The organism is Mesorhizobium sp. LCM 4576 (assembly GCF_001854815.1).
In the GTDB taxonomy this organism is placed as follows: domain Bacteria; phylum Pseudomonadota; class Alphaproteobacteria; order Rhizobiales; family Rhizobiaceae; genus Mesorhizobium; species Mesorhizobium plurifarium.
The window spans coordinates 426,033-451,501 of sequence record NZ_MDDT01000089.1; the positions used below are offsets into that span (position 1 = coordinate 426,033).

The following is a 25,469-nucleotide window of genomic DNA, read 5'->3' on the forward strand; positions in this document are numbered from 1 at the left end:
ATGGCCGATGTCACGCTCAACCAGGTGAAGAAATCATACGGCAACCTCAACATTCTCCACGGCATCGACCTCGACATCAAATCGGGCGAGTTCATCGTTTTTGTCGGGCCATCGGGTTGCGGCAAGTCGACCTTGCTGAGGTCGATCGCCGGCCTCGAGGAGATCACCTCGGGCGAGCTGAAGATCGACGGCGAGGTGGTGAACGACGTGCCGCCGTCGAAGCGGGGCATCGCCATGGTGTTCCAGTCCTATGCGCTCTATCCGCATATGACGGTCTACGACAACATGGCTTTCTCGATGAAGATCGGCAAGGAAAGCAAGGCCGAGATCGACAAGCGCGTGCGCCAGGCGGCGGAGATCCTGCAGCTGACCAAATATCTCGACCGCCTGCCCAAGGCGATGTCGGGCGGCCAGCGCCAGCGCGTCGCCATCGGCCGCGCCATCGTGCGCAACCCGAAAGTGTTCCTGTTCGACGAGCCGCTGTCGAACCTCGACGCGRCACTGCGCGTCGCCACCCGCATCGAGATCGCCAAGCTGAAGGAATCGATGCCGAACACCACCATGATCTACGTCACGCACGACCAGGTCGAGGCGATGACGCTGGCGGACCGCATCGTGGTGCTGAAGGAAGGCCGCGTCGAGCAGGTGGGCACGCCGATGGAGCTCTACAAGCGCCCGGGCAATCTGTTCGTCGCCCAGTTCATCGGCTCGCCGGCGATGAACATATTGCCGGCAAAGATCGAGAAGGCCGGCAATCCGACCGTGGTCAGCCATGTCGGCGATCGCAAGGCGACGGTGCCGATCGCAACGCCCGCCTCGGCGAATGGCGCCGCGGTCAGCTTCGGCGTGCGGCCGGAGGATCTCGCCATAGCGACCGGCGCGGACTATCTGTTCGAAGGCAAGGTCGACTATATCGAGCAGCTCGGCGAGGTTCAGCTCGTCTATGTCGATATCGGCCGCACCGACCTGCCGCTGGTGGCCAAGCTGCCAGGCAATGTCGAAGTCAAGCGCGGCGAGACGCTGCGGCTCAACGCCAGCGCCGGCGATCTGCATATCTTCGATGGCGACGGCCATTCCTTCACGCTGCATCGCGAGGAAGCGAAAGCGGCCTGAGGTTCAAGCGCTCCGACGGACACGAAGTCATCCACGAAGTCATCGTGGAAAAGAAAAGCGGCGGGCCAGGGCCCGCCGCTTTTCTTGTTCATACCGTCTAAGGCTATTAGCGGCCGAAGAGGTTACGGTCGCTGCCCTGAGAGGCGGGCTTGTGAACGTCGTTCGACGAGTTCAACAGCTTGTAAACCGTCGAGTCAGTGTTGATCGACGACGTGCGCGTGGTGTCCACGGCGGTAGCCGGCTGGTTGACGCGGACCTCGCCGGTATGGCCGCTCTCCGCGGCAAAAGCAGCGCCGGAAACGGCCAACAAGGCGGCCGTGGCAAGTACGATCTTCTTCATTTCAATGCTCCTGAATTCTATGGTCCGACCGATGCGGCGGCAAACCTGCCGCCGGGTCGAGGTCGGCTGTTAGTTGTTGCCGAAAAGGTTGTGGTCGGCGCCCGTCGTGGCGGACTGCTGAGTGGCAGGCGCGGACTGGTGGACCGAAGCCGTGTAGGACGAGTCGACCTTAGCCGACGCCTGATTGGCTTCATTCGGGTTGTAATGGTCGCTACCAGCGAAGGCGCTGCCGGAAATTGCCAGAAGGGCTGCGGCAGTGAGAACAATCTTTTTCATTTTTGCTACTCCAGTATCTTTATTCCGTCCGTCTAGCGGCGTGCCTTGGGAATGAAATCGCGTCGTTCGGACAACGGTGATTTGGGTGAGCCGACTGCCGGATTCCAATCACGAAGTTTTTCCGTCTGGACCATGAATCCGCATCTTGAAGTTTTGATAAGCATGCCTATGACTTTATTTTTTCTGAACTTTATCAATGGCTTATATCGATTTGACAGTTGGCTCACCAAGTGTATCGGAGCGCCGCCGTTCACAGCGTCCTGCACGCACCGTCAACAGAAACGAACCGTTCAGTTCGATTTTAGAATCTCCTAATAGTCACTTTTCGATACTGTTAACCATTCTACCTCTGTCCGAAGGGCGATTCGGCTCGCTTTCAGAACTACGTTCAGGCTCAAGGCCAAGGAGCGTTCGTGCCGGAAAGGGTCCCAGCCGCTCTTCGTCGGGGGTGAAAATCGAGGCTTGAACCGCGAATTAAAACCTAAAGTGGTTCGCGATGGCGCCTGCGCGCCTTGCCTTGCCAAGCAAGGATCGAGCGTTTACAGGCATTGTTCAGGGGTCAGGCAAGGATGCGGCCGGCAGCAGCCGGCTTGCAGAGCGGGGTCAGGAACATGCCTCTTTCCGAGGTCTATGCCGTTGCGAGCAAGGACATCGTGTTCGAATCCTTCGACGGCGAAGCTGTCGTGCTCGACCTCTCCAACGGCAAGTATTTCGGCTTCTCCGATTCCGGCAGCAAGGTGTGGCAGGCACTGTCCTCGGGTGTCGGCACCGAGGCGCTGATCCGATCGGCCGCGGGCGCCGCGATGATCAGCGCCGATGCACTCGAGGCTTTCATCGCGCGGCTGGTCGAGCTTGGGCTGTTGGCCCCCTCCGGCGCAACGCCGCTGCCCTCTTCGGACGATTTGCCGGCGGCCCTGGCGGCGGCGAGCGAGCCGCTCGATGTCAGCGTCCAYGATGATCTTGCCGACCTCATCACCGTCGACCCGATCCACGAGGTCGAGGAGCCGCTCGGCTGGCCGGCCGTCAAGCAGGTATCCTGAGCGAGYGGCCACGGCTCGGGCCAGGCTGGAACGGACCATGCCACGCGTCACGCTCGAGACTTTACCGGATTACGCCCGCTTCCTCCTCGCCGCCGCCGAGAGCGCGGCCGGTCAGTTCCCGGTCCAGCGGGCAGTCCGCCTTCCCGGGCTGGACTTGACCGCGCATCTCGATGCCGGCGCGCTGGCGGATGCCATGGACCAGGCTTTCATCGGAACCAACGGCGATCGGCTGGACTCCCGTCAATGCCATATCTTCATCGGCCATCCAGGTATCGGCGACATGCCGGTGCCGGCAAGCTGGGGCGATGCGCATTTCACCGAACACGGCTTTGCCCAAAAACTCGCCGAGGCGGGGCTGCGCGGCCATCATTTCCACGATCTGGACTTCTGGCAGATCTACGACCCCGGACGGCGCGTCGGCGTCCAGTTGATGCGCTCGGCCGACGCGTTTCCACCCTGGGAGCAGGGAGCGCCGCTGCGCGCCGYCCTGCACTGGGAATATGCCGCGCGCGGCATGCGCCTTGCCCATGCCGGCACGCTGGGAATCGATGGCAAGGGTGTGCTGCTGGCCGGCGCCGGCGGCGCGGGAAAATCCGGAACCGTCGTTGCGGGATTGCTCAACGGGCTGGACAGCGTTGGCGACGACTATGTGCTCATCGACCTCGAGAACGGCGTGACCGCGCGACCGCTGTTTTCCATCCTGAAGCAGGACCCGAAGGGTTTTGCCCGACTCGGACTGGAAAGGCGGCTGGGCACCGACCGCCCGCTCAACTGGCAAGGAAAACATATCTTTCACATTGACGAGATCGCGCCGCGGCCGGTACCTGCAACCCTGGACATCCTTATGTTGATGGTGCCACATATCGGTGACGGCGAGGCAAGTTCGATCGTGCCGATGTCGCGCAAGGATGCAATGATCGCGCTGGCGTCGTCCGGTATCGCGCAGATGCCTGGCGAGYGGGAAAGCGGCTTTCGCTTCTTCAGCGATCTCACACRCCTTTTGCCGTGCTACCGGCTTTTCCTCGGGACGCGTCCGGAGGAGATTGYCGGTACGATTGCGGATTTCCTTGCGCGGGCGCCCGATGAAGCTGAGCGTGATCATGCCGGTCCATAACCGCGAGCGCTTCGTCGTCCCGGCCCTGCGCTCGCTGCTGCGGCAGCGCGACGCCGCCCACCTCGACATCATCGTCATCGACGACGGCTCGACGGACGGATCGGCCGAGGCGGTTCGCTCCATGGCCGACGAGAACCCTTGCATCCGCCTGTTCCGGCACGCTCATATGGGCGTTGCGGCTGCCCGTAATGCGGGGCTGCGGCAATTGCCGGCGGATGCYGGTTTCGTGTCCTTCCTMGATTCCGACGACATTTCGCTTGCCGGTCGGTTCAAGGCGGATCTCGCCCACTTCGAAACGCATCCCGACCTCGATCTGACTTATTCGCTGATGACGTTGGTCGACCGGATCGACGACGAGACGTTGRAGCCGGCGGCGGACAGCCGTATGATGACGCTTCGCGGGCTCTCCCTGAGCACCGCTCTGTTCAGCCGGGCGCTTGTCGATCGCGTCGGCTGGTTCGACGAGGAGTTCGAATTGTCCGAGGACACAGACTATCTGCTGCGCGTCTTCGAAACGGGCCCCCGTTACGAGCTCCTGGACAGCGTCGCGATCTACTACCGGCGCCACGCGGGGAACGCCACCCGGGAGAATGACGGCCGACTCCGCGACCATCTGCGGGCGATCCACAAATCGATGCGACGGCGCAAAGCAGATCCGTCGCGGCGCGAGGCTCCGGGTTTCTTCGAGTATAAGAGCCCGCCGGACTGGCAGGGCATGTGATGGAAGYCGGGGGGCTGAATCGCACAAAACTATTCCGGAGCCACGGATGAGGCTCTCCGTGATCATGCCGGTCCACAACCGCGAGACCTATGTGCGCGCGGCGCTACGCTCGCTGCTGAGGCAGCGCGACGCCGCCGATCTCGACATCATCGTCATCGATGACGGCTCGACCGACGGTTCGGCTCAAGCTGTGCGCGCCATGATGGAGGAAGCACCTTGCATCCGGCTGTTCCAGCAGGAGAACATGGGCGTGACCCGGGCACGCAACAGCGGACTCAGGCGGCTCGAGCCGGGAACCGAACTGGTGTCCTTTCTCGATTCCGACGACACCTCGCCGGCCGGGCGTTTCGCGGCGGATCTGGACCTTTTCAGGCGCGATCCCTCGCTCGAGCTGACCTATTCCCGGATGATGCTGGTCGACAGGATCGATGACGAGACGCTGGAGCCGACCCCGGACAGCAACAGCATCACCGTTCGCGGCATCCATCTGTCGTCCGCGATCTTCTCGCGTCGTCTGGTCGACCGGATCGGCGGTTTCGACGAGGATTTCGTCYAGGCCGAGGATACGGACTTCCTGCTGCGCGGTTTCGAAATTGGCCCCCGCTACGTGCTCCCGGACACGCTGGCGCTTTATTACCGGCGGCACGCCGGCAACATGACAAGGCAGGAAGACGTGYAGTCGCGCGAGTTCCTGCGCGCGATCTATAAATCGATGAAGCGGCGCAGGGCCAATCCGTCGCTCAAGCCGATCGACGGCATATTCGAGTTGAAGAAACTCGCGGACTGGCGGTTCATGTGATGAGCGGATACAGCGTCGTCATTCCGGCTTACAATGCCAGCGCCACGATCGCGGAGACGCTGCGATCGGTCGCGGCCCAGACGCTGCGGCCCGAGCTGGTCGTGGTGGTCGACGACGGTTCGACCGACGATCTTGCCGCCGCGATCGCCGGCATCGACTTGCCGCTCAGGCTTCTGCGCCAGGACAATGCCGGGCCGGGCAGCGCGACCACGCGCGGCATCGCCGCGCTGTCGACGCGCTTCATCGCCACGCTCGACGCCGACGACCTTTGGCTGCCTGGAAAGATCGCGGCGCAGCTTGCCCATCTCGACCGGCTTCCCGGCACGGCCGGTGTCTTCACCCATATACGCAGTTTCCGCGACGGCGAGCCCGATGCGGTGGCCCCGACCGCGATGCCCGGCTGGTCGCGCTCGACGATGCTGATGCGCCGAGCGGCCGTGGAGAGCGTCGGCCCGATGGTCGACCCGCCGGGCGGCCGGGGCGAGATGATCGATTGGATCGCCCGGGCCCGCGAGGCCGGCTTTGTCCTCGACATGATGCCTGACATCCTGGCGCTGCGGCGCATCAGGCCGGGAAGCCTGTCCTATGGGCGCGACGCGACGCGCGACCGCGGCTACCTGGAAGTGGCGCGGCTAGCCATGCTGCGGCGGGCGCAAAGCAAGGCCAGCTCCAGTTGATGGCAAATATCCGTCGCATCGGCAGGCGTTTTCCCGACTATGGCTGGTCCTGGCCGACCGGGTCGCTCGACCAATTGCTCAAGGCAGCGCTTCTGCCCGACGAAGAAGCGGCGCGCCTTTGCGCTGAAAGCTGGCTGGACGAGAACGACATCGACCACGTCTCTTTCCGGGAACACCGGCTGCTTGCCGCGATTTCCGACAGGTTCGGACGCAAGATTGCCGRCCACGCCGCCTATCCGCGCCTGGTCGGCCTGCAGAAGATGCTGTGGACCAAGTCGCGCATGGCCATGCGCGAGGCCGAGCCGGCCTTGACGGCGATGGTCGATGCCGGCTGCACGGTGATGCTGATCAAGGGCGCCAGCCGCATCGCGCTCGATGCCGCCGCGCAGCGCGGGCGCGTGGCGCACGACATCGACATCCTGGTGCGGCCGGGCGATATGCAGCCGGCTTTCGATGTGCTGCACGACCGCGGCTGGCAGATCGCCACCGGCGTTTCCCCGCAATATCTGCGCGCAAGGCTGGCGTCGCTGCGCTCGATGAACTTCTTCAAGGGCAATTACGGCGACATCGACCTGCATCAGCTCGCCTACGACGGCTCGCAGCAGAATGCCGAGGACGACCTGGCGATCTGGCGCCGCGCGATCGCCGCCAAATTCAGCGACGTCGGCGTGGTCGTCCCCTCGCCGGCCGATCGCATCGCTTTGGCCATCGCGCATGGCGGCCTCGACGCGCATGCGCATAGCGACTGGCTGGTCGACTGCACCGTCGCCATCGAAGGCGGCGTTGTGGACTGGACCATATTCCTCGATATCGTCGCTCAACGCGGCCTCGCCGTCGCCGCGGCGGTGGCGCTTTCCTACCTTGCGCTGGAGATCGGCATCGCGGTGCCGGAAGCCGTCCTGGCCAAGGTGGTGGACATGGCCGACCGGCGCGGCGCGGCGCGCCTGTCATCGGTCCTGCAGGCCAAGCCGCGCACCGATTTCGGCGCGCTGACCTGGCTATCGCGGGGATTTGCGAAGCAGTTGCGCCTGCAGCGCAAGAAAGGCCGGTTGAAACAGACCGAGCCGGACACCGTGTGGCGCGGCAAATCCATGGCCGCGAAGGCAACCGGAGAACCGGCATCTTTCGTGCTCTCGCAAACCCTGGATGAACCACAGGGYGAAACCAACGAGATGATGCTCGATCTCGTCGTGCGCATCGTCGTTCCTCCGGTCAGGCGGCGCATCGAGATGGAAATCAATRCAGGCGACCGGCATGTGGCCCGGCTGCGCTCGATGACGATCAGCCGCTCGGGCGGGGAGCGGATGCTGCGCTTTCGCGRCAAGCTGAAGCTCGACCGGACGGGACAAGTCCTGGTGCTGGAGGYGCGGCCGTCGCGGCAGTTTCGCGTCTGGGACGACGAACAGGCCGTCGCCACCTATGGCGCGCTGCCTTTCCAGCTCGTTTCGGCAAAATTTTCTCCGACCGGCTGAGCCCTGGCGGAACGCCGGCGTTGATTACCGTGTCGACGGCTCGGCGAAGGAAGCCTGGCAGCTGCTCAGGAGTCCGGAGTGATCAGCTTCAAGGAGGGGAAATAGGTCCGATATCGGCCGACATCGCGGGTCAGAAGTGGGAGCCGGCCGACCGCAGCATGAGCACCAATGAAGAAGTCCGGCAGAACGCCAGTCTTTTGTCCTCCTGATCGGCGGTACTGCGTAAATACCTTTCCAGCAAGGAAAAGAGCTGCCCTCGGCATGGGCGCCATTTCAAGACCGGCCGCTTCGAGAAACGCGTCAAGATCCTCGATGCGAGAGTAGCGAACGGCAAGCTCGGCATAGACCACGTCTTTGATCAACAATGGTCCATTGAGGCTCGCAGCCTCAAGCTGCGCAACCGACCAATCCGCCCAGTTTGGATCGTCCGTAACGAGGTCGAGCAGAACGTTGGTATCGATGAGCGTCACGCTTCGCCACGGGTCAGCGCCATGATCGCGTCGGTCGTGAGCCCCTCGCCGGCATGGCCACGCAACTTGGCAAAGCGGCTCGCCGGTTGCTTTCTGTCGACACGAGCCAGCACCACGCTCCCATCGGCAGCGCGCCTGAAATCGACCCTGCTTCCCGGAACGATCCCCAGCAGGTCGCGGACCGGTTTCGGGATGGTCACTTGCCCTTTTGCTGTAACGGTGGTGGCCATCTTCGCCCGCTTGGTAATACCAGACGCACGTAAGGTATTACCTTCTGGATCGAATTTCAACAGTTCGCAATCGCAATTCAAACCCCGTAACGCTCGGTGCGGATCAGCCCCGCCGGAACGCCGGCCCCGATCAGGGCATYGGCGGCGGCCGAGACGAACGCGTTCGAGCCRCAGACATAGGCGAGCCTTGGCGCCTTCGGCAGGCGCTCGACGGCCTGCGCCATCATACGAACGTCGATGCGCCGGGAATAGTCGGAGGGCCGCCTCGCCGGCTCGCGGGTCAGCGTCAGCACCAGATCGAACCCGTCGCGACGATCGTCGAGGCCTATCAGCTCGTCGCGAAAAATCACCTCGTCCCAGACCCGCGCCGAGAACACCAGCGCAACGGGCACCGCTTTGTTGCGCAGCGTGCGATGGCGCACCATCGCCATCAGCGGCACGACGCCCGAGCCGCCGCCGACCAAGAGGATCGGCCCGCCGTCGCTCTCCTCCCAGATGAAATGGCCGCCGAGCGGCCCGCGCAGCTCGATCTCGTCGCCGACGGCGGCCACGTCGTGGAAGAAGGGCGAGACTTCGCCGTCGTCGAGCCGCTCGATCGCCAGCTCGACGCCGCCGCCTGTTTCCGGCGCCGAAGCGATGGAATAGGAACGGCGCGCCTGATAGCCGTCCGGCGCAGTCAGCCTGATGTCGACATGCTGTCCGGCCAGATGGGCGAAGGGCCGCGACGGCCGGAACCAGAAGCTGGTGACGCGCGGCGTGCGCTTTTCGATGCGGGTGATCGTGGCTGCCTGCCAGGGCGATTGCGGCGACGGCTCGGCGGTCATCGATTGCTGCTCACGGATCGCCCCTCACGGGTCACTGGAATAGCGCTGTTCGCGCCAAGGGTCGCCATACATGTGATAGCCGCGCAGTTCCCAGAAGCCTGGTTCGTCGCGCTCGGTGAACTGCAGCCCGTTCACCCATTTGGCCGATTTCCAGAAATAGAGATGCGGCACCAATAGCCGTGYCGGCCCGCCATGATCCGGTGTGATCGGCTTGCCCTCGTAAAGCAGCGCCACCATCGCCTTGCCGGTGACGAGGTCTTTGGTCGGCACATTGGTGGAATAGCCGTCGAAGGACAGCGCCAGCGTGTAGGCCGTGGGCGGCTCGATCCCGGCGTCGGCAAGGATGTCGTCGATCATCACGCCTTGCCATGGCGTGTTGAACTTGGTCCAGGCCGTGACGCAGTGGATGTCGCGCGTCATCTTGCTCTGCGGCAAGGCGTTGAATTCGGCCCAGTTCCATTTCTTGATCGGCCGCGGCCCCTGCTTGAGGGTGAACGACCAGTCCTCGGTGCGCACCCGCGGCGTCGGCCCGGCCGAGAGAACCGGAAAACCCTGTTCCAGGTACTGGCCCGGCGGAATGCGCGCGTCGGTGTCGGAAGGAGGACGCCGTCCGGAGAAGAAGCCGCGCGTGACCATTGAGACGCCTCCTGCATCGGCGGAACGATGCGGGCAGTGTTCTCGAATATGCCTCTACGGGCAACAGGAATCTTGAGGACGGAGCCCGCCGGGAAGGCCGACGGGCTCCGCCTGAGCTTTTCTCAGCCGGCGGCGAACGGAACGGCGACGAAGATCTGCGCGTCGCCGCGATCAATCAGCAGGAGCACCGACTTCTTGCCGGACCTTCCGGCCTCGGCGATCGCCTGATTGGCCTGCCTGRCCGTCTTCACCGGCGTCTGGTCGACGCCGACGATGACGTCGCCGGGCTGGATGCCGGCCGCCGAAGCCGCCTTGTCGGGATTGACCCGCTCGACCACCGCGCCGCGCTGGTTCTCGGAAAGGTTGAGCTGGTCGCGGATATCAGGTGTCAGATCGGTCAGACCGAGGCCGAGCGTGGGAACGCGCAGCCCCTGTTCGGCCGACGGGCTGCGGCCTTCATTGCCGTTCGACGCCATCTTCTGATCTTCGGCGTTGCGGCCTACATCGGCGGAGATCTGCATCGCCTTGCCCTTGCGCCAGATATTGACGGTTTCCTTGGCGCCCGGCGACACGTCGGCGACGGCGCGCGACAGATCCTTGGGATCCTTGATCTCCTGGCCGCCGAAGCCGGTGATGACGTCGCCGGTCTCGATGCCGGCCTTGGCCGCCGGCGACCCCTCGGTGACCTGGGAGACCAGCGCGCCGCCCGGATGATCGAGACCGATGGCGCTAGCGACATCCGGCGTGACCGGCTGGATCTGCACGCCGAGATAGCCGTACTCGATGTCGCCGCCCTTCATCAGCTTGGCCACAACCTTCTGTGCCTGATCCGACGGGATGGCAAAGCCGACGCCGACGCTGCCGCCATTGGGAGAATAGATGGCGGTGTTGATGCCGATGACATTGCCGTTGACATCGACCAGCGGCCCGCCGGAATTGCCGTGGTTGATCGGCGCGTCGATCTGAATGAAATCGTCGAACGGCCCGCTATGCAGGTCGCGGCCGCGCGCCGAGACAATACCGGCGGTGACGGTGGTGCCGATRCCGAACGGGTTGCCGATCGCCAGCACCTGGTCGCCGGTCATCAGCTTGCTGGAATCGCCCCATTTGACGGTCGGCAGAGGCTTGTCTGCCTTGACCTTGAGCACCGCGAGATCGTTCTTGGCGTCGTGGCCGACAAGCTTGGCGGGAAGCTCGGTGCCGTCGTCGAGCGTCACCTTGATGGAGCTCGCGCCATCGATGACATGATTGTTGGTGACGATGGTGCCGTCCGCGCCGACGATGAAGCCCGAGCCGAGCGCCTCGGAGCGCGGGCCTTGCTGCTGCGGCGGCGTGCGCGGCATCGGCATGCCCTGGTCACCGAAGAACTGCTGGAAGAACTGGTCGAATGGCACATTGCCGCCGAGGGGCGAACCGTCATCACCCACCTGTGGCTGCGCCTTCATGATCGAGGTGATCGTGACGACCGCCGGCTTGGTGACGGCGATGACCGGAGCGAAAGAGCCGTTCGGGGCCGTGATGCCGGCAACGGGCGTCTGCGTCGTCGCGGCCACGGTGCTGAGGCCGGCATTGTTCTGGGCAAAGGAAACGACGACGGGAGAAATGATCAGCGCGGCGCCCAGCAGGGCGGCGACGCGATGTCTGCGAAGAATGCTTGATGGTGACATGGTCGTTCTGTCCGGGCGAGTGGTTGATCCAGYGCCGCAGGCGCTTCTGGAGGAGCGCCCGTCGACGTGTCGGCGACCGGGAATGCCTGCCTCGCCGCGCATGGCAGCCGGCCGGATCGACAGTCAAGATTTAGGACGCGGAATGGCCTGAATCAGGGCCTTTGGATGACCTTACAAAGATTTAATTCAGGAAGCGCTTACGAACCGCTGCCGACGGCGCAGGTAAGAGGAGGCGATTTGGCCCATTCTGGCGCGGTCGAAACTTGGGCCGTGGCCGCCATGGCCGATGCGGATCGGCAGGTCGAGCAGGCGCTGCATGGTATGGCAGTAAGCCATGCGGTCCGAGTCCGGCAGGTCGTCGATCAGCATGCCGTCATAGATGGCGTCGCCGGCGAAGAAAAGGCCGTCGGCCTCGTCGAAAAGCCCGATCGAATCCGGCGAATGCCCGGGCAGATGCAGCACACGGAATTTCCTGTCGCCGAGATCGACGATGTCGCCCTCGTCGAGCGCACGAGTCAGCGGCGCGGACGGAATGCGGTAATCGGCCGCCTTCCAGTCCGGCGCCGGCAGCTTCGAGACGGCTCCATCGAGATTGTGGAACATGTACGCGTAGGTAACGGCATCATCCATGTCGTCGAACTTAGCCGCGCTTATCCTCGGCCCCATGCGCAGCGGGAATTCGTGCAGCGAGCCTACATGGTCGAGATGGATATGCGTGGCGACAACGATAAGCGGCTTGCCGGGCGGCRTGTCGATCTCAGGCGCCAGCGGACGGATGCCCATGCCGGTGTCGACCAGCAGGTCCGCGTCGCGGCCCTTCAAATGCCACATGTTGGCGCGCACGAAATCATGCACGAAGGGCTCGGTCAGCATCGTGGTGGCGGCATCGACTTTCGCCTTGCCGAACCAGTCACCAATCTCAAGCTCGGGCTTCGGGCCGCCGGCCATCAGACGAAGGGCTYCCCGACCTTGTATTTTTCCGGCACCAGCCGCTTCAGATAGGCCATGCCGGCTTCCGAAAGCTGGTTGACATCCGGCTGCATGAAATCGTCGGGCATATGGCGCGTCTTGCCGGCCACCGCCTTCAGCGGCACCTTCTTCAACACCGTCTTCGACCCGTCATATTGCAGCGCGACCGAGCCGCCGCCTTCGCCGGCGACGGCAACCGCGAAGGCGCCTGCGTCGAAGGCCTCCTGAGCGTCGACGGCGCTGATGGCGCCGACATAGCCGCGCGGCATGTAGCCCAGCGCGTCGACCCGCGCCCGCTTGCCCGGCAGGCCTTCGGCCAGGGCCTGCTCGAGCGCCGCCGGCAGGTCGCTGCCCGACAGTTTGACGTTGCCGTGCTGGTCGCGCTCGAGCTTGTCCGGCGGCACCAGGCTTTCGACCAGCGCCTTGCCGTCGGCGGTGCTGACGCCTTCCGATACGGCGACGATGCAGCGCTTGTGGCGATCGAGCTTCTCGCGCACTTCATCGATGAAGCGCTTGGCCGAGAAGGCGCGCTCCGGCACATAGACCAGATGCGGGCCRCTGTCGGGATCGAGCTGCCATGCGGCCGCGGCGGCGGTCAGGAAGCCGGCATGCCGGCCCATGACGATGCCGACATAGATGCCGGGAAGGGCGCGGAAATCGAGATCGACCGAGAGGAAGGCGCCGGCGACGAATTCTGCGGCCGAGATGAAGCCCGGCGTGTGGTCATTCTCCTCGAGATCGTTGTCGATGGTCTTTGGCGCATGCACGAAGGCGATCGAGCCGCCGGCGGCATCGGTCAGGATCTGCTGGGTGCCCGAGGTGTCGTTGCCGCCGATATAGATGAAGGCGTCGGCGCCCGCCTTCTTCAGGCCGTTGAGGATGACCTCGCAATAGGCGGCGTCCGGCTTGTCGCGGGTCGAGCCGAGGGCGGCGCTCGGCGTGCCGGCGATCAGCCGCAGCCGGTCCTCAGGAATGGCGGAGAGGTCGACATAGTTGCCGTCGCGGATGCCGCGTACGCCGTGGATCGAGCCCAGCACCTTGGCGCCTGGATGACGCTTGCGGATTTCCAGCGTGGCGCCGACGACCGTCTGGTTGATGACGGCGGTGGGGCCGCCGCCTTGCGCGATGACGAAGGTTCCAGCCATGCTTTTCTCTCCCGGGACGAAGGTTTTGAAGGCACCTTCGCCTGTCTTGCGGCATCGCGCAACGGAAGAGTGAGCCTCGGACCCGATCAGACCACGACGACCGGGTTCTTCTTGGAAACGCGGCAGTAGAGGTCGATGATGTCCTGGTTGATCAGGCGCACGCAGCCCGACGACATCGCCTGGCCGATGCTCCACCATTCGGGCGAACCGTGGATGCGGTAGCCGGTGTCCTTGCCGTTCTGGTAGATGTAGAGCGCCCGGGCGCCCAGCGGATTGGTGAGGCCACCGGGCTGGCCGCCCTGCCATTTCACCAGTTCCGGCTTGCGCTGGATCATTTCCGGCGGCGGCGTCCAGACCGGCCATTCGCGGCCATACTGGATGTTGGCGCGGCCCGACCAGCGGAAGCCGTCCTTGCCGATGCCGACGCCGTAGCGGATGGCGTCGCCGCCCGGCTGGACGAGATAGAGCATGCGTTCCTGCAGATGCACGACGATGGTGCCGGGCGCCTCGCCGGTCTTGTCGACGACGATCTGGCGGCGGAACTGCGGCTTGACCTTCTGCCACGGCACGGCCGGCACGTTGAAGCCGCCATCGGTGAGCGAGGCGTACATGACGTCGGGACCGGTGATGTTCTTGTCGACGCTGATCGCCGGGCGCATGGGCGGCACGGAGCCGGTGACGGTGTTGTCGAGCTGCATCTGCGGCAGGTCGAGCGTGTCGGTGGTGCTGCAGCCGGCAAGGCCGAGCAGCGCCATGGCGCCGGCGCCCGAAAGCACGGCGCGGCGGGAAAGCTGAATTTCGGTATCGATTGCGGCGCCGTTGGAAGGCGGCGTCAGACTTTGCGGCAACTCGCGCATGCACCAAACCCTACGCTGCCGGCGGGAAGCACGGTCCGGCCGGATCGCAGGCATTTTCACCAGTCATGGTTGAAAAAGGGTGAAAGCGCGGGAACCCGGCTTAACCCTAACGGATCGTTGCGGCGATCGACGGGCCCCGGCCCAGGTGCCGAAGATTTTTCCAGCGGCCCCTTTACATTCCCGACGACGCCAGGATTTATCCTTTTCTTTGCGCTCAAGGAGCAGGGAAATGTCCTTCGAAAACTGGGCCGCCTTCGCCGCCGCCTCTTCCATCCTTCTCGTCATTCCGGGCCCGACGATCCTCCTGGTCGTCTCCTATGCGCTGGGCCAGGGCTGGCGCACCGCCCTGCCCATGGCGGTGGGCGTTGCGCTTGGCGACTTCACCGCCATGACGCTGTCGATGCTCGGCATCGGCGCGCTGCTCGCGGCTTCGGCGACGGTGTTCACCGTGCTCAAGGTGATCGGCGCCGGCTATCTGATCTATCTCGGCATAAAGCTGTTCCGCGCCGGCGGCGCGCTGAAGGCGGAACCCCGCACCGACGCGGTCTCGGCGGCAAGAATGATGGCGCATGCCTGGCTGGTGACGGCGCTCAACCCGAAGAGCATCACCTTCTTCGTCGCCTTCCTGCCGCAGTTCCTCGACCGTCACGCCGACTTCTGGACGCAGATGCTGATCTTCGAGACGACCTTCCTGACTTTGGCCTTCCTCAACGCTTTCGGCTACGCGCTGATCGCATCCAGGGCCCGCGCGATCGTGCGTAACCCTAAGGCGATCCGCATCTTCAACCGCACCGGCGGCACGCTGCTGGTCGGCGCCGGCATCGCCACGGTGGCGATGCGGTCGGGGAATTGAGATCAGCCTAGCGAATGGTAAGGCCTGTCGGCCTTACCATTTCACGCTCACGCCCAGATTGCCTTCCAGCACGCGGCGCTTGTCGCCGCCGAGATTGGTGGTGTAGTCGCCGGTGGCGAAGACACTGACCTTGTCGGTCACCTTGGCGACCACGCCGCCGCCGAATTCGAAGGACGTTGACCGGCTCTCGGTCGAGATATCGGTGCCCTCGAAATCGACGCGGTCGGTGCCGCCGAAATCGTGCCAGAGATTGGCCTTGAGGTAGGGCTGCAGCGGCGTCCCGTCGAGGATCGTCTCGCCTTGCAGCCTCAATCCGATCCTGCCGGCGACGTCATCGTCGGAATCGAACGATACCGAGGAGAACCGGTCCTTGGCGTCGTCGAGCGACAGATGCTGCCAGACCAGTTGCGCCTGCGGCTCCAGCGTCCAGCCTTGTCCGAGCGCGACCGGGTAGCCGCCTTCGAGCGATGCGGTGACACCGGTTCCGCCGACATCGATGCCGATGTCGCGCGACGATGAAGCCGAACCGCCGAAGAAGGTCGCCATCAGCACGCCGTCCAGGTACCAGCCGGACTTGCCTAGCCGTGTCCAGTAGCCGCCGACGCTGGTGCCGCTGACGTCGAGGTTGCCGACGGCGAGACCGTCCTGACCCAGGGCCTGGCCGCGCAGATCGCCGTTCATGCTGCCATAGGCAAGGAACAGGCCGGCGCGGTCGACCGAGCCTGAGGCGGTTTCGCGGCCGATAAGGTCGACCCCGGCCTGAAGCCCGAACAAAGTGCCGTCGAAGGAGGGCGAGACCGTTCCCGACCAGCCCATCTTGGCGTCCTGGCCGAAGATACGGCCCCAGACCGGCTGCAGATCGGTGTCGGACGACAACAAGCTCTGCTCGCCGCGGCGTTCGTGGAAGGTGCCGAGCGTCGCCATCGTCAGATGCTGCGCGACAGGCGGCACGGCCGAATAGACCGGCACTTCGACGCGATAAAGCAGGATTTCCTGGCCGGGCGCCGGCGTCGGCAGATCGGGCACGGCGGTCGGCACCGGGGGCGGTGGCGGCGGCGGATCGGCCGGCGGCGCCTCGGGCGGAGCTGGCGGTGCCTCGGGTTCGGGATCGCTGGCCTGCACCGGCGGCGTCGGATCGACCGGCGGATTGTTGGCATCGCCATCGGTCGGCACCGGCACCGGCGGCAGGTCCGACGGCGGCGGCGGCGGCTCGGTTTCCGGCGCCACGGGCTCCGGTTGCGACGTCGGCTCCAGCGCTCCAGGCGCGGCAGCCGGCGATGTCGGCGTGATCAGCGCGGAGCGCAGATACCAGTTCTCCGCGCTGCCGGCGCTGACGCCACCCTTGAACAGGTAGTATTCGAAGGCGCCGGCCGCGACCGGCGCGTCGAGCGCGAAGGCGTTGGCGCTCGACGTGGCGCCGTTGACTGCCTGCACGACCATGATGCCGTCCGCCGTCGTCTCGGCGCCGGCGCCGCCGACATTGACGACGGCGATGCCGGTGGAGCCGGATGCGGCGCCGCCCGACAGCACGAGTCTGTCGGAGGCGGAGGAATCGTCGCCAAGCTCAGTCTGGATCAGCAGCAGGCCGCCGAGCCCGGTATAATTGCCGTTGATGGTCAGCCGGTCGGTGGCGCCCGTGTTGCCGTTGGTCAGATCGATGCGGCCGGCATTGAAGACCTCGGCCAGCTGCCCCGACGTGAAGGCCTGGATCGAGGCATTGAAGCCACCGCCATAGAGCGTGCTTGCCTGGTCGACGTTGATCTTGCCGGTGCCAGTGCCCGAGTCGCCCAGCACGAGGTTGCCGTCCAATGTCAATTGCGTGTCGTTGGTGGCGTCGATGGTTTCCCAGTTCTGGACCCTGGCGATGCCGTCCAGCTTGACGTTGTCGAAGGTGAGCGTGTCGGTGCCGAGACCGCCGTTGAGCGTTTTGGTGCCGCCGAGATTGGCGTTGGTGAGGTTGCTGAGCTTGGCGGTGTCATTGTCGGCGCCGAGATCGACATTGCCATAGATGATGCCGCCGCCGTCCCAGACGAAACTGTCGGAGCCGAAGCTCATCAGCACGTCGCCGCCGACCGTGCCGCCGGTGATCGTGACACTGTCGTTGCCGCCGCTGACGCTGATGTTGCCGCCGATGGTGCCGCCGGAAAGGATGATGGTGTCCTTGTCGAAGCCGGTGACGAGGTTGCGGTCGATGATGCCGCCCGACATGTTGAAGTAGTTCTGGTCGAGCTTCATGTTGACGCGGCCGATGCGGCCGCCGGTCATTACCGCATGGTCGCCGTCGTCGAAGAAATCGACGATGCGTCCGCCGCTCATGGTGAACGTGTCGAGCCCATCGCCCTGGTTGAGCGAGCCTATCTGGCCGCCGCTCATGTTGAAATCGTCGATACCGGCGCCCTGCTGGACGTTGCCGGCGACGGTGCCGGCGCCGATGATGAAGGAATCCGCGCCGTCGCCCTGGTCTACCGTGCCGGTGATGGCGCCGGATTGTATGTCGATACGATCGCTGYCGGGACCGAAGGTGACGTTGCCGCTGATCTRRCCRCTGCCGCCGGCGGGGAAGGTCAGCGTGTTGTCGCCGCTGGTGTCAGTGAGGCTGCCGCCGAAATCGCCGCTGTCGCAGACATAGGCCGTATTGCCGGCGGGCGGGCTCAGCACACACGCGGCAAAAGCCTGAGAGCCAGGCAGCAATGTAAGTGCTGTCGATGCCAGAAGGCCAAGCATCCAAGGATGCTCCAAGCCATTTATTAGTCGATCAACATTTTCTGATATAATTTTTCCTTCCGAGAAGAGTCTCGGAAGAGAATTTCCAAAGCGCCRCATCGCGTCCTCGCAATTCGCGATTTTTATCCCCMCGCCCGGCRCCGCAATGAAGACACAATTCGGAAAATTTTACAAAGCCTATTCTGGGTTGCATGGTTGATAAACTGCAAAGTGAACTGAATCGGCTATAGTATTGATTGGACCAGGCTGCTATTGGCGCGCGCCGCGCCGATGCTCCAGAGCGATCCAGYGTTTCACAGGATCGCCGATACACACTTTTCCTGGAATTGCTTTAGGATCGGCCCCGAACAGCAATTCGCGATCGTCTAAGGATACTCAATGACGCTGCAGGACGCATTCGGCCTCGCTTACTCGGGCGCGACCGAAGCCGGGTTGTCGTCCTACGCCCGCGCCGTGCGTGAGCTGCAATGCTTCATCGGCGATCCGGTGGGTTCCATCGACCGCGCCATTGCCGATGCCCCGGCCTTCGTCATGGCGCATGTGTTCAAGGGCTATCTGTTCGGCCTGGCCACCGAACGGGACGCGACGGCGGTTGCCCGATCGAGCCATCAGGCGGCGCTGCCGCTTGCCGCCACCGCGCGCGAACAGGCGCATGTCGCGGCGCTTGGCCATCTTGCCGACGGGCGCTGGCATGAAGCCGCGCGCATCCTCGAGGATATCGCGATCGACAATCCGCGCGACGCGCTGGCGCTGCAGGTCGGRCATCAGATCGATTTCTTCACCGGCAATGCGCGCATGCTGCGCGACCGCATCGGCCGGGCGCTGCCGGCCTGGCAGAAGGGCATGCCGGGCTACCACGCCATTCTCGGCATGCAGGCCTTCGGACTGGAGGAAATGGGCGACTATGCCCGCGCCGAGTCCTTCGGCCGGCAAGCTGTCGAGATCGAGCCGCGCGATGGCTGGGCACAGCATGCGGTCGCGCATGTCATGGAAATGCAAAGCCGGCAACGAGACGGCATCGCCTGGATGCGGGCCAATCCGGAAGCGTGGACGAAGGAGAGCTTCCTCAAGATCCACAATTGGTGGCACCTGGCGCTGTTCCACTATGATCTCGGCGAGACGGACGAGGTGCTCCGGCTCTATGACGGGCCTATCTATGGCGACCGATCAACCTTGGCGCTCAACATGGTCGATGCGTCGGCGATCCTTTGGCGCCTCACTCTGGGCGGCGTCGATGTCGGCGACCGCTGGACGGCACTCGCCGCCAACTGGGTCCCGAAAGCCGCCGCCGRCAATTACGCCTTCAACGACGCGCATGCGATGATGGCCTTTGTTGGCGCCGGGCTGGAGGCGCCGGCGAAGACGCTGCTCGAGGCGCAGCGCGAAGCGATGCGCGGCGGCGACGACAACGCCGCCTTCACGCGCGATGTCGGCCACCCGCTGACGCTCGCGATCAAGGCCTTCGGCGAGGGCAATCACGACGAGGCCGTGCGGCTGATCCGGCCGATCCGCTCGATCGCGCACCGTTTCGGCGGCAGTCACGCGCAGCGCGACGTGATCGACCTGACGCTGATCGAGGCCGCGCTGCGCGCCGGCGATACGGCGCTCGCACGGGCGCTTACCGCCGAACGGCAGCTGGCGCGGCCGGACAGCCCGTTGTCGGCGCTGTTCTCACGGCGCGCATTCGATTTGTCTGAGAATTGACCCGAAGCGGATCTTGCCCTAAAAACGGCCAAGCCAGATTTTTTCGAGATCCGAAAAAATTAATGGCAATGGGAGGAAATCATGTATCTCGGCCTCGACCTGGGCACTTCGGGCGTAAAGGCGCTGCTGATCGACGACAGCCAGAAAGTGATCGGTTCCGGCCATGGCACGCTCGACGTCTCGCGGCCGCATCCCGGCTGGTCGGAGCAGGATCCGGCGCAGTGGATCGAGGCCTGCGAGGCAGCAATTGCCGAGCTCAAGGCTTCGCATCCGAAAGAGCTGGCGGCGGTCAAGGGAATCGGTCTTTCGGGCCAGATGCACGGCGCCACCCTGCTCGATCAATCGGACAAGGTGCTGCGGCCCTGCATCCTGTGGAACGACACGCGCAGCCATGTCGAGGCGGCGGCGCTCGATGCCGATCCGCGCTTCCGCAAGCTCACCGGCAACATCGTTTTCCCGGGCTTCACCGCGCCGAAGCTTGCCTGGGTGAAGAACAACGAGGCTGCAATCTTCGCCAAGGTCGCCAAGGTGCTGCTGCCCAAGGATTACCTGCGGCTCTGGCTGACCGGCGAGCATATATCGGAAATGTCGGATTCGGYCGGCACGTCCTGGCTCGATGTCGGCAAGCGGCGCTGGGCGYCCGAATTGCTGGCGGCGACATCGCTCGACGAAAAGCACATGCCGTCGCTGGTCGAAGGCACGGCCAAGGCCGGTGGGCTGCGTGGCGAGCTCGCGTCCAAATGGGGCATCGCGGYGGGCATCCCGGTTGCYGGYGGCGCCGGCGACAATGCGGCTTCGGCCTGCGGCATGGGCACGGTCGGCGCCGGCCACGCCTTCGTGTCGCTCGGCACGTCGGGCGTGCTGTTTGCGGCCAACGCCTCCTATCTGCCCAATCCGGAAAGCGCGGTGCACACCTTCTGCCACGCGCTGCCCAACACCTGGCACCAGATGGGCGTGATCCTGTCCGCGACCGATTCGCTCAACTGGCTCTCCGAAATCACCGGAAAGAGCGCCGGCGACCTGACCGGCGAGCTCGGCGACACGCTCAAGGCGCCGACGGGCGTCACCTTCCTGCCCTATCTGTCGGGCRAGCGCACGCCGCACAATGACTCGGCCATTCGCGGCTCTTTCACCGGGCTTGCGCATCAATCGAGCCGGGCCGTGCTGACGCAGGCCGTGCTCGAAGGCGTCGCCTTCGCCTTCCGCGACAGTCTCGAAGCGCTGAAGACGGCTGGCACGACATTGAGCCGGGTCACCGCGATCGGCGGCGGCTCGCGCTCGCGCTACTGGCTGAAGGCGATCGCCACCGCGCTGCAGGTGCCGGTCGAGATTCCCGCCGACGGCGATTTCGGCGCGGCGTTTGGCGCGGCAAGGCTGGGGTTGATTGCCGCGACGGGGGCTGATCCGCTTGCCGTGTGCACGGCGCCGGCGACGGATGCGACGGTTGAGCCGGATGCCGGGCTTGGTGGGGCTTTTGCTGATGCCTATCAGAGATATCGCGCGCTTTATCCTGCGATCAGGGCTGTAACTGCGTGAGCAGGAGCGAGGCACCCTGTAGCCGCGTGAGTGGGCGCGAGGCCCCCCTCTCTGCCCTGCCGGGCATCTCCCCCTCAAGGGGGGAGATTGGCAGTTGGGGCGCCCCGCTCATTCCTGCGACGCTGACGATTGGCGAAAGCCGAAGCGACATCCGATCTCCCCCCTTGAGGGGGAGATGGCCGGCAGGCCAGAGAGGGGGGCCTCGCGCCACCCCTCCCCAGTTATCTTCACTGCGCCGGCACCTTGTCCAAGAATCCGGTGACGCTCTTCAGGCGGCCGTTCTCGATGATGCCGATGTCGGTGCCTTCGATGACCGACTCCGTGCCTTCCGGCCCAAGGTTCCACGAGAAGCGGATGCGATCGGCGAAACCGTCGGGCACACCCCTCAGCGAAAMCCGGAAGCCGGCAAAGCGCTGCTGCACGCCGTCGATCAGCGCGGCGACGCCAGCATGGCCGTCACCCTGCATGACCGGGTCGCGATAACTGACATCCTTGGTGAAGGTGGCTTCGAGCAGCGCCTTGCGGCGGGCCGCATCGCTCTCGTTCCAGGCGGCGATGTAATTGCGGGCGATCGTGTTGAGGTCGGTCATTGCGATGCTCCTTCGTTGGATCGTTTCGACATGACCTTTTTGGCCCTGCGAAAGAGCGAAACCAATTACGCCTGAGGTAATCGGGCAAAGCACTTGGAGAGGAAGGAAACCATGAGCAGCGGATTTTTCGGCGACATCAAGAAGATCAAATATGAGGGGCCGGATTCGACCAATCCGCTGGCCTATCGTTTCTACAATCCGGACGAGGTGGTGGCCGGCAAGCGRCTGGAAGACCATCTGCGCTTCGCCGTCGCCTATTGGCATTCCTTCGCCTGGCCGGGTGGCGACCCCTTYGGCGGCCAAACCTTCGACCGGCCCTGGTTCGCCAAGCCGGGCGGCGTCGACACGATGGAGCTGGCCAGGCTCAAGGCCGACGTCGCCTTCGAGATGTTCTCGTTGCTTGGCGCGCCCTATTTCTGCTTCCACGATGCGGACGTGCGCCCGGAAGGCAAGGATTTCTCCGAAAGTGCCGCGCGCCTCGACGAGATCACCGACTATTTCGCGACCAAGATGAAAGAGACCGGCGTCAAGCTGCTCTGGGGCACGGCGAACCTGTTCTCGCACCGCCGCTTCATGTCGGGCGCGGCCACCAATCCGGATCCGGATGTGTTTGCCTATGCGGCGGCGACGGTGAAGAAATGCATCGACGTCACCAAAAAGCTGAAAGGCGAGAACTATGTGCTGTGGGGTGGGCGCGAAGGCTATGAGACGCTGCTCAACACCGACCTTGCGCGCGAGCAGGAGCAGGCCGGCCGCTTCCTCAACCTCGTCGTCGATTACAAGCACAAGATCGGCTTCGAGGGCACGATCCTGATCGAGCCGAAGCCGCAGGAGCCCACAAAACACCAGTACGACTACGATGTCGCCACGGTGTACGGCTTCCTCAAGCGCTTCGGGCTGGAGAAGGAAGTCAAGCTCAACATCGAGCAGGGCCACGCGATCCTCGCCGGCCATTCCTTCGAGCATGAGCTGGCTTTGGCCAATGYGTTGGGCGTCTTCGGTTCGATCGACATGAACCGCAACGACTACCAGTCGGGCTGGGACACCGACCAGTTCCCCAACAACGTGCCGGAAATGGCTTTGGCCTATTACCAGGTGCTGCAGGGCGGCGGCTTCAAGACCGGCGGCACCAATTTCGACGCGAAGCTCCGGCGCCAGTCGCTGGACCCCGACGACCTGCTGATCGGCCATATCGGCGGCATGGATGCCTGCGCGCGCGGCCTGAAGGCGGCGGCGAAGATGATCGAGGACAAGGCGCTGTCCGACCCGCTGGCCGAACGCTATGYCGGCTGGAACACCGCCGAAGGCAAGGCGATGCTTTCGGGCGAGCGCACGCTGGAGGAGATCGCCGAACGCGTGGTGAAGGAGAAGATCGAGCCGCAGCCGCGCTCGGGCCGGCAGGAGCTGCTGGAGAATATCGTTAACCGGTATGTCTGAAGAACGGCAGGCCGCCTCGCGCCCGAACAATCGGGACGCGGGGCAGGCCTGAAAATTGCATTCGGGAGGGCAGAATCACGCGACAAAACTTTGCCCCGTGCTGCCCCTCAATCACCTCGTTCTTGCCTTCAAACAGCCGTCACGGAACTCGTATAAACGTGGCTCCTGTGGCGGGAAGGAAAGAAGGAGGCGAAACGTATGCAGCACGAACGCGAAATCGACGCCCTGCTCTCTTCCGGTGAGGCTGGTTCGATCATCGATCGGCTGATGGCGCTGCCGCATTCGAAAGACGGCGCCCGCGAGCCGAATGAATGGGATCGCGCGGTCGCCGCGCGGCTCGAAACGGCGCTGGCCAGGAGCATGCGCTCGCGCATCGTCGGTGAAGGCCGCGACGCCGCCTGATTCTTCCTTGGCCCATTTCTACCCTGGTTTGACGAACGGAGACTGTTTCTCCATCCTGCATCGATGATACGCACGGTGCTGCTCGATCTTCTGGGTGTCGTCTACGATGGCGACGTCCAGATAGCGGGCGCCGCGGCGGCCATCGAGCGTCTGCGCGGCGCCGGGCTGCCGCTTCGTTTCGTCAGCAACACGACACGCTCCCCACGCGTACGATCATCGCTCAACTTGCCGGGCTGGGCATCAAGGTAGAGGACGAGGAATTGCTGACGCCCGCGCGCGCAGCCGTCGAATGGCTGCGCAAGCACRGCCGCCGGCCGCATCTGCTCGTCCATCCCGACCTCGAGGCCGAGTTTTCCGGAGTGGAGGGCCGGAGCGATAAAGCCGTCGTCGTCGGCGATGCCGGCGAGGCGTTCAACCACGCCAGCCTCAACCGCGCTTTCCGCGAACTGGTTGCCGGCGCCGATTTCGTGGCGCTTGCGGTCAACCGTACGTTCAAGGATGYCGACGGACTGCTCAGCCTCGACACCGGCGCCTTCGTCGCGGCGCTCGAATTCGCCAGCGGCCGCAGCCCTGTCGTGCTCGGCAAGCCGTCGCCCGATTTCTTCCTGTCGGCGCTTGCCGGTTTGCGTTGTCCGCCGGCCGATGCGGTCATGGTCGGCGACGACGCGGAGAGCGATGTCGCCGGTGCATTGCGCGCCGGRCTCGGCGCCGCGCTGCTCGTGCGGACCGGCAAGTACCGTCCCAACGATGAAACGCGCTTCGAGCCGCCTCCGACTGCGCTGGTAGACGATCTCACCGCCGCCGCCGATTGGATACTCAACCGCGCCGCAGCCTGACCGGCGCATCGCCGAACGCTCTTGAAAATGCCCTGGAAAATGCCGCGGCGGACGAGAAGCCTGTGCGCCCGGCAATATCGGCCATGGCGATGCGTGTGTCGACCACAAGGCGACGGGCGGCACTGAGGCGCAACCYCAGATAATAGGCGCCGGGCGTCTCGCCGATCGACTTGCGGAAGATGCTTTCCAGCGTCCTTGCCGTCACGCCGGCGCGTTTGGCCACGGCGTCGATGGTGAGCGGCTGGTCGACATGCGCTTCCATCAGCCGGATCGCCTGGGCGAGCCTGGGGTCGTAGCCGTCGAGCCGGCCGAGCGAGACCAGCGGCTGCGCGTCGGTCGCGGCGCGGGCCTGGTCGTAGATGAAGACGCTCGCCACATCGAGCGCGGCCGCCATGCCGAGCCTTGTGCGGACGAGATGCAGCATCAGGTCGAAGGTCGGCGAGGCGCCGCCGGAGGTGAAGACCGGCCCGTCGATGACATAGCGGTCCGGCCGCACGTCGACGCCCGGGAAGGCGGCGGAGAAATCCTCCATGTCCTCCCAATGCGTGGTGGCGCTGCGGCCTTCGAGTAGGCCGGCGCGCGCCACCAGCCAGGTGCCCGCCTCGACACCGCCGCAGGCGCGGGCCGCCCGCGCCGCCCTGCGCAGGCCAGCCAACAATGCCGACGTGGCGTAGTTCTGCGTGCCGAAGCCGGCGACGACCACCAGCATGTCGGTCGGCTCGGCGGCGTCGAAGCGGCCGCTGACCGCTACGGGAAGGCCGCACGTGGTGACCGGCGCCTCGCCGGTGACCGAGACCAGCTTGAAATCGAACAGCGTCTCGCCCGAGATGYGGTTGGCGGCGCGCAGCGGATCGACGGCCGAGGCGACGCACATGATCGACGACCCGGAGAACACCAGGAACGTCACCTTGAGCGTCTCGCGTTCGGAGCGAAAGATGGTCGGCTTTTCGCTTTTGATCATGAGAGCTTCGTAAAACGCAAAACAGTTTCCGGCAAGTCGGTCATTCTTGGCCAGCTTCGGCGCATGTCGTCATAGC

27 protein-coding genes are annotated in these 25,469 nt (G+C 64.6%); 14 read left to right on the forward strand and 13 right to left on the reverse strand.

The annotated features are described in order from the left end of the window. Complete coding sequence (locus LCM4576_RS33675) at window positions 1–1,113, forward strand: ABC transporter ATP-binding protein (protein WP_071036570.1); 1,113 nt, start codon at window positions 1–3, stop codon at window positions 1,111–1,113. A gap of 106 nt (window positions 1,114–1,219) precedes the next feature. Here LCM4576_RS33675 and LCM4576_RS33680 read toward each other — a convergent pair whose 3' ends face one another. Next, a complete protein-coding gene (locus tag LCM4576_RS33680; protein WP_041007501.1) occupies window positions 1,220–1,453 on the reverse strand; it encodes a DUF680 domain-containing protein in 234 nt (77 codons plus the stop codon). A gap of 69 nt (window positions 1,454–1,522) precedes the next feature. After that, window positions 1,523–1,729 carry a DUF680 domain-containing protein gene (locus LCM4576_RS33685; protein WP_040979868.1) on the reverse strand — a complete coding sequence of 69 codons (207 nt, stop codon included), beginning with the start codon at window positions 1,727–1,729 and terminating at the stop codon, window positions 1,523–1,525. 611 nt (window positions 1,730–2,340) lie between these two features. Here LCM4576_RS33685 and LCM4576_RS33690 point away from each other — a divergent pair. From LCM4576_RS33690 to LCM4576_RS33715, 6 genes are read left to right on the forward strand one after another with little or no spacing between them, the layout of a single operon-like run. Beyond that, window positions 2,341–2,769, forward strand: coding sequence for a PqqD family protein (locus tag LCM4576_RS33690; protein ID WP_041004069.1), 429 nt, complete (start codon window positions 2,341–2,343; stop codon window positions 2,767–2,769). A 37-nt stretch (window positions 2,770–2,806) separates the two neighbouring features. After that, a complete protein-coding gene (locus LCM4576_RS33695; protein ID WP_071036571.1) occupies window positions 2,807–3,883 on the forward strand; it encodes a serine kinase in 1,077 nt (358 codons plus the stop codon). After that, window positions 3,852–4,604, forward strand: coding sequence for a glycosyltransferase family A protein (locus LCM4576_RS33700; protein WP_071036572.1), 753 nt, complete (start codon window positions 3,852–3,854; stop codon window positions 4,602–4,604). The genes LCM4576_RS33695 and LCM4576_RS33700 overlap by 32 nt, the downstream gene beginning before the upstream one ends. Before the next feature lie 46 nt (window positions 4,605–4,650). Then, window positions 4,651–5,403, forward strand: a complete 753-nt coding sequence (locus tag LCM4576_RS33705; protein WP_071036573.1) for a glycosyltransferase family A protein — start codon at window positions 4,651–4,653, stop codon at window positions 5,401–5,403. Further along, window positions 5,403–6,080 carry a glycosyltransferase family A protein gene (locus LCM4576_RS33710; protein WP_071036574.1) on the forward strand — a complete coding sequence of 226 codons (678 nt, stop codon included), beginning with the start codon at window positions 5,403–5,405 and terminating at the stop codon, window positions 6,078–6,080. Before LCM4576_RS33705 ends, LCM4576_RS33710 begins: the two co-directional genes overlap by 1 nt. Beyond that, window positions 6,080–7,552, forward strand: coding sequence for a nucleotidyltransferase family protein (locus LCM4576_RS33715; RefSeq protein WP_071036575.1), 1,473 nt, complete (start codon window positions 6,080–6,082; stop codon window positions 7,550–7,552). The genes LCM4576_RS33710 and LCM4576_RS33715 overlap by 1 nt, the downstream gene beginning before the upstream one ends. Before the next feature lie 65 nt (window positions 7,553–7,617). Here LCM4576_RS33715 and LCM4576_RS33720 read toward each other — a convergent pair whose 3' ends face one another. From LCM4576_RS33720 to LCM4576_RS33755, 8 genes are all read right to left on the reverse strand, one after another. Further along, window positions 7,618–8,022 carry a type II toxin-antitoxin system VapC family toxin gene (locus tag LCM4576_RS33720; protein ID WP_071036576.1) on the reverse strand — a complete coding sequence of 135 codons (405 nt, stop codon included), beginning with the start codon at window positions 8,020–8,022 and terminating at the stop codon, window positions 7,618–7,620. Next, complete coding sequence (locus LCM4576_RS33725) at window positions 8,019–8,252, reverse strand: AbrB/MazE/SpoVT family DNA-binding domain-containing protein (protein ID WP_040979879.1); 234 nt, start codon at window positions 8,250–8,252, stop codon at window positions 8,019–8,021. The genes LCM4576_RS33720 and LCM4576_RS33725 overlap by 4 nt, the downstream gene beginning before the upstream one ends. Window positions 8,253–8,329: 77 nt before the next feature. Further along, on the reverse strand, window positions 8,330–9,076 hold the full coding sequence (locus LCM4576_RS33730; protein ID WP_071036577.1) for a ferredoxin reductase: 747 nt from the start codon (window positions 9,074–9,076) through the stop codon (window positions 8,330–8,332). Window positions 9,077–9,100: 24 nt separating this feature from the next. Then, the gene (locus tag LCM4576_RS33735) at window positions 9,101–9,712 is read right to left on the reverse strand and encodes a molybdopterin-dependent oxidoreductase (RefSeq protein WP_071036578.1); all 612 of its coding nucleotides are present in this window, start codon (window positions 9,710–9,712) and stop codon (window positions 9,101–9,103) included. 122 nt (window positions 9,713–9,834) lie between these two features. Continuing rightward, window positions 9,835–11,379 carry a DegQ family serine endoprotease gene (locus LCM4576_RS33740; RefSeq protein WP_071036579.1) on the reverse strand — a complete coding sequence of 515 codons (1,545 nt, stop codon included), beginning with the start codon at window positions 11,377–11,379 and terminating at the stop codon, window positions 9,835–9,837. 186 nt (window positions 11,380–11,565) lie between these two features. Continuing rightward, window positions 11,566–12,327 (reverse strand): MBL fold metallo-hydrolase, encoded by a 762-nt coding sequence (locus tag LCM4576_RS33745; RefSeq protein ID WP_071036580.1) that lies wholly within the window; start codon window positions 12,325–12,327, stop codon window positions 11,566–11,568. Then, window positions 12,327–13,493, reverse strand: coding sequence for a diphosphate--fructose-6-phosphate 1-phosphotransferase (locus LCM4576_RS33750; RefSeq protein ID WP_071036581.1), 1,167 nt, complete (start codon window positions 13,491–13,493; stop codon window positions 12,327–12,329). Before LCM4576_RS33750 ends, LCM4576_RS33745 begins: the two co-directional genes overlap by 1 nt. An 86-nt stretch (window positions 13,494–13,579) precedes the next feature. Further along, on the reverse strand, window positions 13,580–14,248 hold the full coding sequence (locus tag LCM4576_RS33755) for a L,D-transpeptidase (RefSeq protein WP_244508214.1): 669 nt from the start codon (window positions 14,246–14,248) through the stop codon (window positions 13,580–13,582). 331 nt (window positions 14,249–14,579) lie between these two features. Between LCM4576_RS33755 and LCM4576_RS33760 the strand changes: the two genes are divergently transcribed. Next, on the forward strand, window positions 14,580–15,203 hold the full coding sequence (locus LCM4576_RS33760) for a LysE family translocator (protein ID WP_041003905.1): 624 nt from the start codon (window positions 14,580–14,582) through the stop codon (window positions 15,201–15,203). Window positions 15,204–15,236: 33 nt separating this feature from the next. Here LCM4576_RS33760 and LCM4576_RS33765 read toward each other — a convergent pair whose 3' ends face one another. After that, entirely contained in the window at window positions 15,237–17,927 is a 2,691-nt protein-coding gene (locus tag LCM4576_RS33765) for an autotransporter outer membrane beta-barrel domain-containing protein (RefSeq protein ID WP_071036817.1), read from the reverse strand. 378 nt (window positions 17,928–18,305) lie between these two features. Here LCM4576_RS33765 and LCM4576_RS33770 point away from each other — a divergent pair, with 378 nt between their 5' ends. Beyond that, window positions 18,306–19,631 carry a tetratricopeptide repeat protein gene (locus LCM4576_RS33770; RefSeq protein ID WP_071036583.1) on the forward strand — a complete coding sequence of 442 codons (1,326 nt, stop codon included), beginning with the start codon at window positions 18,306–18,308 and terminating at the stop codon, window positions 19,629–19,631. 81 nt (window positions 19,632–19,712) lie between these two features. Beyond that, window positions 19,713–21,167 (forward strand): xylulokinase, encoded by a 1,455-nt coding sequence (gene xylB / locus LCM4576_RS33775; protein ID WP_071036584.1) that lies wholly within the window; start codon window positions 19,713–19,715, stop codon window positions 21,165–21,167. 227 nt (window positions 21,168–21,394) lie between these two features. Here the strand turns inward: xylB and LCM4576_RS33780 are convergent, their stop codons facing one another. Then, window positions 21,395–21,757, reverse strand: coding sequence for a nuclear transport factor 2 family protein (locus tag LCM4576_RS33780; protein WP_071036585.1), 363 nt, complete (start codon window positions 21,755–21,757; stop codon window positions 21,395–21,397). Between the two features lie 111 nt (window positions 21,758–21,868). On the opposite strand from LCM4576_RS33780, the gene xylA reads away from it, so the two are divergent. The 4 genes from xylA to LCM4576_RS33795 all read left to right on the forward strand — a co-directional run bounded on the left by xylA (window position 21,869) and on the right by LCM4576_RS33795 (window position 24,432). Continuing rightward, on the forward strand, window positions 21,869–23,194 hold the full coding sequence (gene xylA, locus LCM4576_RS33785; RefSeq protein ID WP_071036586.1) for a xylose isomerase: 1,326 nt from the start codon (window positions 21,869–21,871) through the stop codon (window positions 23,192–23,194). 198 nt (window positions 23,195–23,392) lie between these two features. Next, window positions 23,393–23,596, forward strand: a complete 204-nt coding sequence (locus LCM4576_RS33790) for a hypothetical protein (protein ID WP_040979903.1) — start codon at window positions 23,393–23,395, stop codon at window positions 23,594–23,596. A gap of 63 nt (window positions 23,597–23,659) precedes the next feature. Beyond that, entirely contained in the window at window positions 23,660–23,845 is a 186-nt protein-coding gene (locus tag LCM4576_RS37680) for a hypothetical protein (RefSeq protein ID WP_320411890.1), read from the forward strand. An 11-nt stretch (window positions 23,846–23,856) separates the two neighbouring features. Next, entirely contained in the window at window positions 23,857–24,432 is a 576-nt protein-coding gene (locus LCM4576_RS33795; protein WP_320411891.1) for an HAD hydrolase-like protein, read from the forward strand. Here LCM4576_RS33795 and LCM4576_RS33800 read toward each other — a convergent pair. Further along, entirely contained in the window at window positions 24,413–25,393 is a 981-nt protein-coding gene (locus tag LCM4576_RS33800) for a GlxA family transcriptional regulator (RefSeq protein ID WP_071036587.1), read from the reverse strand. The genes LCM4576_RS33795 and LCM4576_RS33800 overlap by 20 nt on opposite strands. Window positions 25,394–25,469 lie beyond the last annotated feature (76 nt).

What these genes read in the sequence shown, in the direction of transcription:
- LCM4576_RS33680 (WP_041007501.1), bottom strand. Translation starts at nt 1,453, where the DNA reads ATGAAGAAGATCGTACTTGCCACGGCCGCCTTGTTGGCCGTTTCCGGC.
- LCM4576_RS33685 (WP_040979868.1), bottom strand. Translation starts at nt 1,729, where the DNA reads ATGAAAAAGATTGTTCTCACTGCCGCAGCCCTTCTGGCAATTTCCGGC.
- LCM4576_RS33710 (WP_071036574.1), top strand. Translation starts at nt 5,403, where the DNA reads ATGAGCGGATACAGCGTCGTCATTCCGGCTTACAATGCCAGCGCCACG.
- LCM4576_RS33725 (WP_040979879.1), bottom strand. Translation starts at nt 8,252, where the DNA reads ATGGCCACCACCGTTACAGCAAAAGGGCAAGTGACCATCCCGAAACCG.
- LCM4576_RS33755 (WP_244508214.1), bottom strand. Translation starts at nt 14,248, where the DNA reads ATGGCGCTGCTCGGCCTTGCCGGCTGCAGCACCACCGACACGCTCGAC.
- LCM4576_RS33760 (WP_041003905.1), top strand. Translation starts at nt 14,580, where the DNA reads ATGTCCTTCGAAAACTGGGCCGCCTTCGCCGCCGCCTCTTCCATCCTT.
- LCM4576_RS33790 (WP_040979903.1), top strand. Translation starts at nt 23,393, where the DNA reads ATGCAGCACGAACGCGAAATCGACGCCCTGCTCTCTTCCGGTGAGGCT.
- LCM4576_RS37680 (WP_320411890.1), top strand. Translation starts at nt 23,660, where the DNA reads ATGATACGCACGGTGCTGCTCGATCTTCTGGGTGTCGTCTACGATGGC.